This window comes from Mycobacterium innocens (assembly GCF_900566055.1).
In the GTDB taxonomy this organism is placed as follows: Bacteria; Actinomycetota; Actinomycetes; order Mycobacteriales; family Mycobacteriaceae; genus Mycobacterium; species Mycobacterium innocens.
This window is the reverse complement of sequence record NZ_UPHQ01000184.1, coordinates 25,901-38,533: the sequence shown is the minus strand read 5'-3', so window position 1 is coordinate 38,533 and position 12,633 is coordinate 25,901. Positions and strand designations below refer to the sequence as shown.

General features: G+C 65.7%; 10 protein-coding genes and 2 pseudogenes. 7 read left to right on the top strand and 5 right to left on the bottom strand.

Annotation, left to right across the window (positions count from 1 at the left end):
- Positions 1-659 (top strand): annotated as a pseudogene (locus EET03_RS30345) (hypothetical protein); the annotation flags it as partial.
- A gap of 38 nt (positions 660-697) precedes the next feature.
- Entirely contained in the window at positions 698-1,882 is a 1,185-nt protein-coding gene (hemW, locus tag EET03_RS17985) for a radical SAM family heme chaperone HemW (protein WP_063471766.1), read from the top strand.
- Between the two features lie 7 nt (positions 1,883-1,889).
- Here the strand turns inward: hemW and EET03_RS17980 are convergent, their stop codons facing one another.
- Positions 1,890-3,125, bottom strand: a complete 1,236-nt coding sequence (locus EET03_RS17980; protein ID WP_075544115.1) for a sodium-dependent bicarbonate transport family permease — start codon at positions 3,123-3,125, stop codon at positions 1,890-1,892.
- A gap of 288 nt (positions 3,126-3,413) precedes the next feature.
- Positions 3,414-3,623: a hypothetical protein gene (locus EET03_RS17975; RefSeq protein WP_023365698.1), complete on the bottom strand. Its 210-nt coding sequence runs from the start codon at positions 3,621-3,623 to the stop codon at positions 3,414-3,416.
- A 437-nt stretch (positions 3,624-4,060) separates the two neighbouring features.
- Here EET03_RS17975 and EET03_RS17970 point away from each other — a divergent pair, with 437 nt between their 5' ends.
- From EET03_RS17970 to EET03_RS17960, 3 genes are all read left to right on the top strand, one after another.
- The gene (locus tag EET03_RS17970) at positions 4,061-5,356 is read left to right on the top strand and encodes a salicylate synthase (RefSeq protein ID WP_244232428.1); all 1,296 of its coding nucleotides are present in this window, start codon (positions 4,061-4,063) and stop codon (positions 5,354-5,356) included.
- Positions 5,357-5,527: 171 nt separating this feature from the next.
- A complete protein-coding gene (locus tag EET03_RS17965) occupies positions 5,528-6,304 on the top strand; it encodes a sigma 54 modulation/S30EA ribosomal C-terminal domain-containing protein (protein WP_075544073.1) in 777 nt (258 codons plus the stop codon).
- A 70-nt stretch (positions 6,305-6,374) separates the two neighbouring features.
- A complete protein-coding gene (locus EET03_RS17960) occupies positions 6,375-7,391 on the top strand; it encodes an acyl-ACP desaturase (protein ID WP_075544072.1) in 1,017 nt (338 codons plus the stop codon).
- Positions 7,392-7,412: 21 nt separating this feature from the next.
- Here EET03_RS17960 and EET03_RS17955 read toward each other — a convergent pair whose 3' ends face one another.
- Genes EET03_RS17955 through EET03_RS17945 form a run of 3 tightly spaced genes read right to left on the bottom strand, consistent with a single transcriptional unit; the run spans position 7,413 to position 10,989 of the window.
- On the bottom strand, positions 7,413-8,297 hold the full coding sequence (locus tag EET03_RS17955; protein ID WP_075544114.1) for an SDR family NAD(P)-dependent oxidoreductase: 885 nt from the start codon (positions 8,295-8,297) through the stop codon (positions 7,413-7,415).
- On the bottom strand, positions 8,275-9,276 hold the full coding sequence (locus EET03_RS17950; protein WP_075544071.1) for an alpha/beta hydrolase: 1,002 nt from the start codon (positions 9,274-9,276) through the stop codon (positions 8,275-8,277). The genes EET03_RS17955 and EET03_RS17950 overlap by 23 nt, the downstream gene beginning before the upstream one ends.
- 57 nt (positions 9,277-9,333) lie before the next feature.
- Entirely contained in the window at positions 9,334-10,989 is a 1,656-nt protein-coding gene (locus tag EET03_RS17945) for a (2,3-dihydroxybenzoyl)adenylate synthase (protein ID WP_075544070.1), read from the bottom strand.
- Positions 10,990-11,171: 182 nt separating this feature from the next.
- On the opposite strand from EET03_RS17945, the gene mbtG reads away from it, so the two are divergent.
- Both mbtG and EET03_RS31730 read left to right on the top strand, forming a co-directional pair.
- Entirely contained in the window at positions 11,172-12,461 is a 1,290-nt protein-coding gene (gene mbtG, locus EET03_RS17940) for an NADPH-dependent L-lysine N(6)-monooxygenase MbtG (RefSeq protein WP_099194224.1), read from the top strand.
- Positions 12,439-12,632 (top strand): annotated as a pseudogene (locus EET03_RS31730) (MbtH family protein); the annotation flags it as partial. The gene mbtG and the pseudogene EET03_RS31730, both read left to right, overlap by 23 nt.
- Between the last annotated feature and the right edge of the window lies 1 nt (position 12,633).

Here is a 12,633-nt window from a genome sequence, read left to right as displayed (position 1 = left end):
GCTTGATTCTCGGCGCCGGAGGGGCAGGCGGTGCCGGCGGGCTGAACGACTCCGTGGGCTCCGGCGGTGCCGGCGGGGTCGGCGGCAGGGCCGGGCTGCTGGGCATCGGCGGGGCCGGCGGAGTCGGTGGCGAAGGCTCGATTGCTGGTGGTGCCGGTGGGTCCGGCGGCAGCGGCGGCGCACTCGCCGGCTTTGGCGGCGCCGGTGGCGCCGGCGGGTTCGGCGACGACGGCGGCGTTGGTGGGGCCGGTGGCGCCGGCGGGCTGTTCGGCAATGGGGGCGCCGGCGGAGCCGGCGGGATTTCGCTGGCCGGCACGCCCACCACCGGCGCGGCGGGCGGCGCCGGCGGCAGTGGTGGCATGATCGTCGGCTCCGGCGGAGCGGGCGGGCAAGGTGGATTCACCTCGGTCGGCACCGGCGGAATCGGCGGGGCCGGCGGTAAGGCCGGGCTGATCGGCAACGGCGGCGCCGGTGGCGCCGGCGGCCAGGGCGCACCCGGCGCGACCGGGGGCGACGGCGGCCGCGGTGGCGACGCCGTCGTCATCGGCAACGGCGGCAACGGTGGTAACGGCGGCCTGGGCCCACCCGACGGTAATGGTGGCCTCGGCGGCGCTGGCGGGTCATTGCTGGGCCAGCCGGGTCTGACGGGCACCGGGTAGGCGGCGCGGCGCACCGGCACGCCGTGCGAAGATTTGGCATGACTCTTCGTGAGCGGCCGGTGGAGCTACCTGGGATGCTGCGCAGTCCCGGACAACCGTTCGGGCTGTACGTGCATATCCCGTTCTGCGTGACCCGATGCGGGTATTGCGACTTCAATACCTACACCCCGGCCGAGCTGGGCGGCGTCAACCCGGACGCCTGGTTGCTGGCCCTGCGGACGGAACTCGAGCTGGCGGCCGCACGGCTCGACGCACCCACGCTGAACACGGTATTCGTCGGCGGTGGGACGCCGTCGCTGCTGGGTGGTGAGCGACTGACGACGTTGCTCGGCATGGTTCGCGACTGTTTTGCGCTGGCGCCCGACGCCGAGATCACCACCGAGGCGAATCCCGAGTCAACCTGGCCGGAGTTCTTCGACGCGATCAGGGCGGCCGGGTACACGCGGGTATCGCTTGGCATGCAATCGGTGGCGCCGCGGGTGCTGGCCACCCTGGACCGGGTGCACTCACCCGGCCGGGCCACCGCCGCCGCCCGCGAGGCAATGGACGCAGGCTTCGAACACGTCAACCTCGACCTGATCTACGGCACCCCGGGGGAGTCCGACGACGATCTGCTGCGTTCGGTGGAGGCCGCGATCGACGCCGGTGTCGACCACGTTTCGGCCTACGCCCTGGTCGTCGAGGACGGAACGGCGCTGGCCCGGCGCGTGCGGCGCGGTGAGCTGAGTGCCCCGGACGGCGACGTGCTCGCCCATCGTTACGAGTTGGCCGACGCGCGGCTGACCGCGGCCGGGTTGAGGTGGTACGAGGTGTCCAACTGGGCCCGGCCGGGAGGCGAGTGCCGGCACAACCTCGGGTACTGGAACGGTGGCCAGTGGTGGGGCGCCGGTCCCGGTGCGCACGGTTACGTCGGCGCGACGCGATGGTGGAACGTCAAGCATCCCAACGCCTACGCCGAGCTGGTGGCGGGTGCGACGCTGCCGGTGGCGGGCTTCGAGCAGCTCGGAGCAGACGCGTTGCACACCGAGGATGTGCTGCTGAGAATCCGGTTGCGTCAGGGGTTGCCGGTGGCCCGGCTCGACGCCGCCGAACGCCGGCGGGCCGAAGCCCTGTTGGCCGGCGGGGCTGACGATGCGTTGCTCGTCGCCGAGGGGGACCGGTTGGTCCTGACGGACCGAGGGCGATTGCTGGCCGACGCCGTGGTGCGCACGCTGCTGGGGTGATCCGAGGTCAGGCGGTGGTATGGAACCACTGCCCGACCATGCGGGCGACCTCGATATAGAGCGGGATCCCGATCGTGACGTTGTAGGAGAACGTCAAACCCAGTGATGCGGCGAGCGGCAGCGTCGGACTTGCCTCGGGGATCGCCAGTCGCTGCACCGCCGGAACGGCGATGTAGGACGCCGCGCCGCACAATACCGCGAACAACACGTAGGTGCCCGGCTTGAAGTCGCTATTGGTCAGGTAGGCGTAGCTGTGGGCGGCCACGATTCCCAGCGTCGCAAAGAGGTTCGGCGCCAATAGGCCGAAGAAGATGAATCCCCGACCCGCGGTCCTGAGGTCCTTGAGCTTGCGGGATGCCGTCATGCCCATCTCGAGCAGGAACAGCGCCAGCACGCCCTGGAAGGCCGTGACGAAGAAGGTGTCGTCGTCGTGGACGACTTTCCCTCCTTGTAGTCCGCTGATGAGTCCGATGACGATGCCGCCGAGCAGCAGACACAGCCCAGGGTTGAGGAAGACTTCCTGCAGCAGCTCACGCGAGAACAGGGATGCCTTGCGGCTGCCTTCCCCGGCTTCCTGCCAATCCGGATGCTCCTGCTTTTCCAGCGAGAGCTCCAACTCCTGCTCGATTCCGCGGTCGTTGGTGGCCTCGAGGGTTTCCCCGCGGGCCGGCCGCGCCGCGGTTCCCGGCCCGAGTGAGACCTTGGCCGGGGGGGTGTAGCCCGGCTCGTCGGGCATATGCCCGGCCTCGTCCATTCCCCGGTGCCGCAGGCGTGCCACCAGGTAGAGCGCCACCAGGCAGCCGGGAATCTCCATGACAGCCAACATCACCGGCATGTAGGCGTTGAAGGCGATGCCGACGCTGGTAAGCACCGCGACGCAGGTGGCGAAGGTCCCCGCGGAATCCGACCCGTAGTAGCCGGCGACGGTCGCTCGATCGACTCGCCGCATCGAACTCATGCGGCTCAGCAGCAGATAAGCCAGTCCGCCGATCGCGAAGTTCAGGAGAAAGCCCAAAACCATGAATCCGACGATCGTTGCGATGCTGGACGCCTTGATCTTGGCGAGCTCTTCACCGCCATGCCAGCCGATGGCCAGCAGCAGGTACATGGTGAGGCCCTGGTAGATCACGTAGGGGAACTCGAACCGCACCTTGAGGATCGGGATCAAGAACCCGAAGTAAAAGAACAGCAGCAGCGGTTTGAAAAGGTTGTGGGTGAAATTCTCCCAGAACTCATGCAGCATTGGCGCCTCCCATGCTCGTGCCGCGATCCAGGAAGCAACCACCTTCAGCGGAGCGACCGGGAACACCCCAGACAACGCTGAGAATTTAGCGAGGCTGCGGCCGGACCGCTACTCTTGACGCGCGCAAAATCCCTGGATTCGCGGTATTTTCGGGCACCCGGCGACCCCTAGTACTGCCGTGTGGCAGTTCGCGGTGCCAATTGTGCTGGCAGTGTGCTGTCAGCGCCCTAATAGCGTGAGTTCAATGTGAATCGGCTGCCAATATGCTGTGAAATCCTGTTTGGGCCATCAGCGCGCGGAAGAAATCAGTGACGGCCGGACGCCGATATCCCGCTTGCGGTGGGTCACCGTCCGCCACGCAATGGGCGAGTAGTGCGTCGTGGTCTCCTCGAAGCCGTCGACCTTGCATACCGTAAGCACGCCGGTGTCCTGGTTGATCGAGAGCTCCTCGCTTTCACCATGGACTTCTTCGCCGTCCGCGAGATGGATCACGAACATGTGCTGGTCCCTCCTCGTGCTGGCCTGCGGGTGGGCATACGACGTCTCCGGCGGACACACAGCCGGTTAGGCAGTAATGCTAGGAGAGTCGCGCGCACAGCAATCTGTCGTTATGTGGCCGGCAAGTAAACGATTGGTAAACGTTTGGCGTTTCCTGTGTCTGGCGTGAGCACTGGCGAGCCGCCGGGAACGACCGGCCACCCGGCGGCAGCCTGCGGAAGAAGACGGAAACTCGGCCTGGCCAGGTGGCGCCACGCCGGCCCGACCATGCCATGAGGGAGGCCCCGACTGCGATCGACTCATGGTGAGCCCTGGTACGGACGGCATCTGCGCGGCAAGGCCGCGGAATGCATTTAGTAGGTTAGGCTACATTTACTAATGCTGTGGAGGGGAGCATCGCGATCAGTACTGCCAGTACCGCTGAAGTGTCGATTCCGATGCCGGCCGACCTCGAGCCGGCTGATCTCGCGGCCGAGTTGGCCGCCGCCCTTTGCGAGACCTCCGGTGAGCAGTACCTGCTCTACGAATACGACGGGCAATGGGTCCTGGCCTTGGGCGTGCAGGCGATGGTGGAGCTGGACAGCGACGAGCTGCGCCTGATCCGCAACGGCACCAGTCGCCGGCAAGCCTGGTCGGGGCGGCCGGCGTCGGTACTGGGCGAAGCCATCGACCGCCTGCTGTTGGAGACCGACCAAGTCTTCGGCTGGATCGCCTTCGAATTCGGTGTCTACCGATACGGGCTGCAGCAGCGGCTGGCCCCCCGCACGCCGTTGGCCCGGATATTTTGGCCCGGCAGCCGAATCGTGATGACCAGGACCGAGATTTGCTTCATCGGGGCCGGGGCGCACCACCGCCAGGCGGTGCACCGGTTACTGCGCGACGGAATAGCCAGCGTGCCGCAGTCCCGCGCAGTCGACGTGTCTGCCGACCCGTCCGGATATCGCGACCGGGTGGCCACGGCCCGCCGCGAGATCTTGGCCGGCCGGTACCGTAAGGTGATCCTATCCCGTTGTGTCGACCTGCCTTTCGAGCTCGACTTCCCGTCGACCTATCGCCTGGCGCGTCGGCACAACACTCCGGTGCGATCGTTCATGTTGCAGCTTGGCGGAACTCGGGCGCTTGGCTTTAGCCCCGAACTTGTAATGTCCGTTCAGCCCGACGGCGCCGTGGTCACCGAGCCACTGGCCGGCACACGTGCTCTGGGCCGGGGCGTCGCAGACGACCTGCAAGCTCGCCGCGACCTGGAGTCCAACGCCAAAGAGATTGTCGAGCATGCTATTTCGGTACGCACGTCATTCCGGGAGATTGCCCAGATCGCGAAACCGGGAACTGCGGCCGTCACCGATTTCATGACGGTGCGCGAGCGCGGGAGTGTGCAACACCTCGGCTCAACGATCAGTGCGCGCCTAGACCCAGCGAGCGATCGGATGGATGCTCTGGAAGCACTTTTTCCTGCCGTAACGGCGTCGGGAATTCCCAAAGCGGGGGGGGTCGAAGCCATCTTGCGTCTCGACGAAGGTCCGCGGGGATTGTATTCGGGTTCGGTCGTCATGTTCTCCGCAGACGGCGGCCTTGATGCCGCGCTGACGTTGCGGGCGGCCTATGAACGGGACGGGCGCACGTGGCTGCAAGCCGGCGCCGGGATCATCGAGGCCTCGCAACCCGAGCGGGAATTCGAAGAGACCTGCGAGAAGCTTTCTGCGTTGGCCCCGTACCTGGTTGAACGTCGGTAGCCGGCACCGGAGTCCGGTTCGACCGGACGAATCCAGCTGCGCGGTGATCAGCAACACATCTTCACAGGGACTTTCGGCCCTAGCGGACCGAAAGGCAGCCGGGGACGCTTCGACTCAAGCGATCAGTTCGACTGCTGTTCGGGCCGAAGAAGAAAGCGGGGTGGCTGCGGCGTGTATGCGCTCAAGCCGTGGTCGGTGCGAGAATTCCCCGATCTCACAGTGCTTTCCGGCCCACGGGTGTCGGCCTCGCAAGGCGAGTATGTGGCGCGTTCGGTGGGACGGGTGCTGGCCCATCACGAGATCTCCGGAGGCGCTCGGGTTCGGCTGAAAACCGGAGCCTGCGGCCGCGGGCCGTTGATCATGCAGGTGAACCTGCGCGTCGGCGAACTTCCGGCGCGGGTGCTCGCCGTCACGACGGGTATCGACGAACTGACACCGGCATTGCTGCGGCTGGATCGTCATATCGTGCGGATGTACGGGCAGTGGCGACCTCGCCCCTGGCCCGATCCGACCCGCAGGCTCTTGACCATCGCCGCCGGGGCCGTCGTGGTACGCCGCAAATCGGTGGTGCTGCAGCGCACTACGCCGTTGGAGGCGGTGGCGGTGATGGATGCCATGGACTACGACGCGCACGTATTCACCGACGTGGAGACGGGCGAGGACGCGGTGGTGTACCGGGCCGGCCCCTCGGGGCTGCGACTGGCTCGCCAACGACACGTGTATCCGCCGGGATGGGCGTGGTCGTCGAGCACGCCCGGGCCGGCGGTGCCGCTGATCGTGAACTCCCGCCAGACGGCGTGTCTCAACGAGGACGCAGCAGTGCACCGCGCCGGTGAACACCGGCTTCAGCTGCTGTTTTTCACCGACCCGGCAACCGGTCGCGGCAACCTGCTCTACCCGCGCTACGACGGCAACCTCGGATTGATCACTCCGTTGCAGCGTGTCTGACTTGCATGTAACCGGGGTTCACAGATATATTCACTGTTACTGAACGGCACACATAGCTGGGAGACCCCTCATGCCGAAGGAAATGACCAACCTACAGCTACTCCACGAACTTGAGCCCGTGGTGGAGCAGCTGCTCAACCGCCACCTCTCGATGTTCAAGGAGTGGAACCCGCACGACTACATTCCTTGGTCGGACGGCACGAATTTCTATGCCCTCGACGGCCAGGACTGGGAGCCCGGGCAGAGCCAGCTTTCCGATGTGGCCCAGGTGGCGATGGTCCAGAACCTGTTGACGGAGGACAACTTACCCTCGTACCACCGCGAAATCGCGATGAACTTCAGCATGGATGGACCGTGGGGGCAGTGGGTCAACCGATGGACCGCCGAGGAGAACCGGCACAGCACCGCATTGCGTGACTACTTGGTGGTGACCCGCGCGGTGGATCCGGTCGAGCTGGAGAAGCTTCGCATGGAGCAAATGACACGGGGTTTCAGCCCGGGCCAGAACCACCAGGGCGATATGTTTGCTGAGAGTGTATTCGACTCGGTGATGTATGTCTCGTTCCAGGAGTTGGCCACCCGCGTGTCGCATCGCAACACCGGTAAGGCCAGCAACGACACCATCGCAGAGCAATTGATGGCCAGGGTGTCGCACGACGAGAACCTGCACATGATCTTCTACCGGGACGTCAGCGCAGCCGGACTCGACATTGCGCCCAACCAGGCGATCAAGTCGGTGCACCGGATTCTGCGGAACTTCAAGATGCCCGGCTTCACGGTGCCGGAGTTCCGCCGCAAGGCCGTGATCATCGCCGTCGGCGGCGTCTATGACCCGCGGATCCACCTCGACGAGGTGGTCATGCCGGTCCTGCGGAAGTGGCGGATTTTCGAGCGCGAGGACTTCACCGGCGAGGGCGCGTGGATGCGCGACGACCTTGCCGTGCTGATCAAGGAGCTCGAGGAGGCCAGCGACAAGTTCGAGGACTCCAAGCAGCGCTATCTCGAGCGCGAGGCTCGCAGGGCCGAGAAGATCACCGCTGACCGCGTGCTCAAGACCGCGGGGACGTTGACGCTCAGCGGACGCTGAGCGTGCCCTGGCTGTGGACGGTCAGGGGAGGGTCGTCCGCGAGATCCGGCCGACGGCCCGCGTGTATGTGCCGGGCGCCAGGCGTTTGACGTTCCAGCCGATCTTGGCATCCAGCTGGGGCAGACAGTAGAGGTCGCCCCGGTCGTGGGCGTCCAAGCACACGCGCGCGACTTTCGCGGCCGAAAATCCGGTCCAGCGCATCAGTTTGGCGGCAAGTGCGCTGGATTGTTCGCTGATACGGCCGGATTCGACGATGTTGGTCTTGACGAAGGTCGGACACAACACCGTGACCTTGATTGCGGTGCCCGATAATTCGGCCGCGAGGGTCTCCGACAGGGAGAGCACGCCGGCCTTGCTGACGTTGTATGCCGCCATGCCGGGAGCCGCGGCGAACGCTGCTGCCGAGGCGACATTGATAATGCCCCGCGGGCTTCGTGACGGCTCGGCCGCGCGCAGGATAGGAGTGAATACGTGGCAGCCGTGGATGGGTCCCCACAGATTGACGCCCAGCACCCACTTCCAATCATCCAGGGGCACTTCGCCGACGGGCGCGCCGCCGGCCCCGACGCCGGCGTTGTTGATCACCAGCGTGGGCGCCGCATCGAACCAGGATTGCGACTGTTCGGCCAACGAACACACGTCGTCCACCCGGGACACGTCGCAGCGGATCGCAATGGCTTTCGCACCCCGTTCGGTGAGCATCGCGGCCGTCTTGTGAGCGGCTATTTCGTCGACGTCACTGCAGACCACCGCGCCGCCGCGGCGGCCGAGTTCGACCGCGAACGCGGCGCCGATCCCGTTGCCGGCGCCGGTAACCACGGCCAAGGCCCCGTGTGTGGTGGCCTTCGACTTGTTCAGCAGCCTGCCCACAGGCCCCAACACTTCAGCAGGCCTCAGCAGCGGCATTGTCCTGCAACGAATTTGCGATGAATTCGCAGGCGTATGCCATGGCCTTGGCTGCTTCCGGCGCCATTCGCGGAAGCGCCTGGAATACGTGCATCTGGTCGGGCCACACCTGCAGGTCGCAACTGCCGCCGGCGGCGCGGATGTCGGCGGCGAGTTGACGCGCGTCGGCCTCCAGGATTTCCGCCGCGCCGGCCTGGATCAGGGTGTTCGGCAGCACCGGTCCGCCGGCGACGTCGAGGGTCAGGCGGTGATAGGTGGGGTCGATGCCGGCGTAATACAGGCTGACCACCCGGGCCGCCGCGGCCGCCCGGACAGCGGGATCTGGGCGTAGCTGTTCGCGAGCGGCCGAGAGCGTGAACGTAAGGTCGATCAGCGGTGAAAACAACACCAGTGACGCCGGTGGATTCGCGGCCACATCCCGTTGCAGCAACATGTCCACCGATAGGTGGCCACCTGCCGAATCGGCAACCACCACAATGCGTTCCGATGGCAGGCCGGACGCCTCCGGTAGCCAGTCCCAGCCGGCGCGAACGTCGTCGGCGGCGGTGGGGAAGCGGTAGCGCGGCGCCAATCGGTAGTCGACACAGAACACCGGCAGGCCGGTCAGTGACGACAGCCATGACGTCAGCCGCCGGTGTGTCCGGGGTGAACACATGGTGTAGCCGCTGCCGTGCACGTAGTAGATCACCCCGGCGGTGCCGGCCGACGAGCGGTGAGTTGCCTCCATGTGCGTTCCGAACACCCATTCACCACGGACTCGACGGCCGTCCGCCAGAACGGAATTCACGTGTTCGACCCGGGTACCCGCCAGAGATGGCCCGAAGGTGCCCATGAGTCTGGCGATGAGCTGGCGCGTCAGCCACATTCCCCATGCTCGCTCCGGCGGTATCGCGCCGGTGATCGTCGGCATGATCGCCGTGCTCACCGCTACCGCAGTGCGGGAGCGTAACGACCCGCGCGCCGGAACGACGTCCGTCATGGCACGGGAGTCAATATCAAACGGCGACATTAGTCAACGGTAAGTTTGGGGCAGGATTCATGGTTCGCCGAGGGAGTGGCGCCGTGCGAGGGCCTGACGCGCGATCGCCTTCTTGTCGATCTTCCCGACCGCCGTGGTGGGCAGTGATGCCAGCGGCAAGAGCATGTCCAGGCGTGCGTGTACCGCCACGCCGCGCTCGTCGAGGTAGCCGTTCAGTTCCGCAATTGTGATCGGAGTACCAGCGAAAACTACCGCCGCGCAGATCTTTTCGCCTAGATCCGGGTCGGGGAACGGGACCGCGGCGACGGACCCGATCGCCGGGTGGCTCAGCAGATGCTCTTCGATGTCCTGGGCCGCGATGGTCTCCCCGCACCGGCAGATGACATCTTTGGCCCGACCGGTGACCACGAGGTAGCCGTCGTCGCGAAGGCGCACCAGGTCACCGCTGCGATAGAATCCATCTGAATCGAAGCAGCGCTGGTTATCCGGCTCGGCGCAAAAGTAGCCGTTGATTGTGTACGGACCGCGCACCAGAAGTTCGCCTACTTCACCGGGTGCCACTGGCTCACCCTCGACGTCGGCAATGCGCAGTTCATCGGCGGGCGACAGTGGTCGTCCCTGAGTGTGCTCCACCACGTCCGGCGGATCGTCGAGGCGGGTGAAGTTCAACAACCCCTCCGCCATCCCGAATACCTGCTGTAGGCCCGGGCTCAACATCGACTGCACCCGGCGAGCGTCCTCGGGCTCTAGCTTGGCACCACCGACTTGCAAGAGCCGCAATGTGTTTGGCGTCACAGGTTCCCACTCGCAGGCTTGGGCCCACAGCTTGGCCAGAGCAGGCACGAGCGCGGTGACGGTAACACCGTACCGTTCGATCGTGGCGAAAGCGGCCTCCGGGCTCGGATCGGTGCCGAAAACGACGGTGGCGCCGACACTCAACGCGCCGAGAATGCCGGGGCAGGCCAGCGGGAAGTTGTGCGCTGCCGGCAGTGCCACGAGATACACGTCATCGCAAGTCAAGTCGCACACCTTTGCACTCGCGGTGGCGTTATAGACGTAGTCGTCGTGAGTACGCGGGATCAGTTTCGGTGTGCCAGTGGTACCGCCCGACACGAGCAGCAATGCCGGAGACGCGGTATCGACCACATGGTCGGGCGGGTTGCCGGTAGGCAACTCTGACCACGAGATGAATGGGCCAGGATCTCCGTCGACGATGACGTGGCGCAGTCGCGGATGTGCGGCAGCAAGCTGCTCGGCGATGGTCCGATAGTCGTAACCGCCGGCCGTCTCGGGGATGACGAGCCCGACCGCATCGCTTACCTTCGCGAAGCGGGTCAGTTCTGCCAACCGATGCCCGGGCAGGCACATCACCGGAATGGCCCCGGCGCGCAGCAAACCGAAAAACGCGACGGCGAACTGGCGCGTATTCGGCAACTGCAGCAACACCCGGTCAGCGGGCGCAATCCCGAGACCGGCTATGCCCGCGGCGGCTCGGTCCGCGAGTCCGTCGAGTTCGGAGTAGGTGTGGCTGCCGGCGTCATCGACCACAGCAACACGGTCCGGCCATGTCGACGCGGCCCGCCGCAACAGCGCATCAACTGTGTGACCGCTCCAATACCCACCTTCCCGGTATCTCGCTGCCCGTTCTGGAGGAAAGGGGACGAAGCCCACGAGCGACGCCGGTTGAGGCGGCCGGACAGAAGTAACTGGCACGTGATGCCCCCTGGGTCGACCGTGTCCTGCCCCTTGGACGTAGGGTAGCGTAACACGAAGTTAGGGCAGCCTGGGCTAAGCGGCGGAGGTGATGTGGTGGACCGCGCATCACTCGGCGGCGTGCAGACGGACTCGGAATGCCATCAGCGTCCCTTCCGTTCAGCGCGGACGGCGGGTCCACGGTGACCAGGACGCTCGCGGTGGTCGGGGCCGGCGCGAAGGCGGTAGCTGTGGCTGCGAAGGCCGCGACGCTGCGGGAAATGGGCATCGAGGTGGGCGACGTCGTCGCCGTCGAACGCGCCGGCGTGGCGGCCAACTGGCGGGCCGGCGGCGGCTGGACCGACGGTCGGCAGCGGTTGGGCACCAGCCCGGAAAAGGACGTCGGCTTTCCGTATCGGTCGGCGCTGATTCCAGGGCGCAATGCCGAACTCGACGAACGAATGATGCGGTTTAGCTGGCAGTCATATCTGGTTGCTAACGACCAACTTGTCGGCTGGATCGACCGGGGCAGGCCGGCGCCCACGCACGACACCTGGGCCGAGTATCTGCGTTGGGTCGCCGACCGTGTGGCAATGAAAGTTGTTCGCGGCGAAGTAGTTCAGATTTCGGCCAATGAATCGCATTGGGTACTGCACACACGTGAGTCGAGCTTGTCGGCCGAGACCCTGATGGTTACCGGTCCGGGTCAGCCGGAACGGTCCATGCTTTCCGGTGCTCCGGGACTGTTGTCGATCGCGCAGTTCTGGGAGCGCGCCGGGCGGCACGAGCGCATTGTTGCGGAAAACGTCGCGGTCATCGGCGGTGGGGAGACCGCGGCGTCGGTTCTCAACGAGCTGTTCCATCACCGGGTGTCGGCGATCACGGCGATTTCCCCGCAAGCAACCCTCTTCACCCGCGGGGAGGGTTTCTTCGAGAACTCGCTGTTTTCCGACCCCACCGGGTGGAACAGCCTCAGCCGATCCGAACGGCGTGACTGTATTGCCCGCACCGACCGCGGGGTCTTTTCTGCGCGGGTTCAGGAGGCACTACTGGCCGACGAGAGGATCCGCCATTTGCGCGGGCGCGTCGGTGGCGTGGTCGAAAACGACGGCCGAATCTGGATCACGCTCTGCACGGACAACTGCGGTGAACCCCGCGAGACCCTTCATCGCTTCGATCTCGTCATCGACGGATCCGGTGCAGATCCGCTGTGGTTCATGCCGCTATTGAGCCGGGCTGCTGTCGATCTGCTGGAGCTGGAAGTTGGCGGGCCGGTGACATGTGAGCGGCTGGAGGAGGCCATCGGGCATGACTTGGCTGTCGTCGGGGTCGCCCCGAAATTGTTCTTGCCCAATCTATCCGGTGTAAATGAGGGCCCGGGATTTCCTAACTTGAGCTGCCTGGGGCTGCTCTCCGACCGGGTGCTGGGCGCCGAGATGGGCGTCGCGGACCGACCGATGGGGAGAAGCGGTGAGTACCAATCCGTTCGATAACGACAACGGCACGTTCTGCGTCGTGAGTGGCGACGAGGAACAGCACCGTCTGTAGCCAACTTTCATCGACGTGCCGGCGGGCTGGCGCGTGGTGTCCGGTGAGGATACCCGCGCGAATTGCTTTCGTAAGTTGACGAGAACTGGACTGACGTGCGCGCGAAGAACTTGCGCG

Bases quoted from the DNA above. Each gene is read 5' to 3' on its own strand.
- EET03_RS17955 (WP_075544114.1), bottom strand. From the start codon at position 8,297: ATGCCGCTGCTGAGGCCTGCTGAAGTGTTGGGGCCTGTGGGCAGGCTG.
- EET03_RS17980 (WP_075544115.1), bottom strand. From the start codon at position 3,125: ATGCTGCATGAGTTCTGGGAGAATTTCACCCACAACCTTTTCAAACCG.
- EET03_RS17950 (WP_075544071.1), bottom strand. From the start codon at position 9,276: ATGACGGACGTCGTTCCGGCGCGCGGGTCGTTACGCTCCCGCACTGCG.
- hemW (WP_063471766.1), top strand. From the start codon at position 698: ATGACTCTTCGTGAGCGGCCGGTGGAGCTACCTGGGATGCTGCGCAGT.
- EET03_RS17960 (WP_075544072.1), top strand. From the start codon at position 6,375: ATGCCGAAGGAAATGACCAACCTACAGCTACTCCACGAACTTGAGCCC.
- EET03_RS17975 (WP_023365698.1), bottom strand. From the start codon at position 3,623: ATGTTCGTGATCCATCTCGCGGACGGCGAAGAAGTCCATGGTGAAAGC.
- EET03_RS17970 (WP_244232428.1), top strand. From the start codon at position 4,061: ATGCCGGCCGACCTCGAGCCGGCTGATCTCGCGGCCGAGTTGGCCGCC.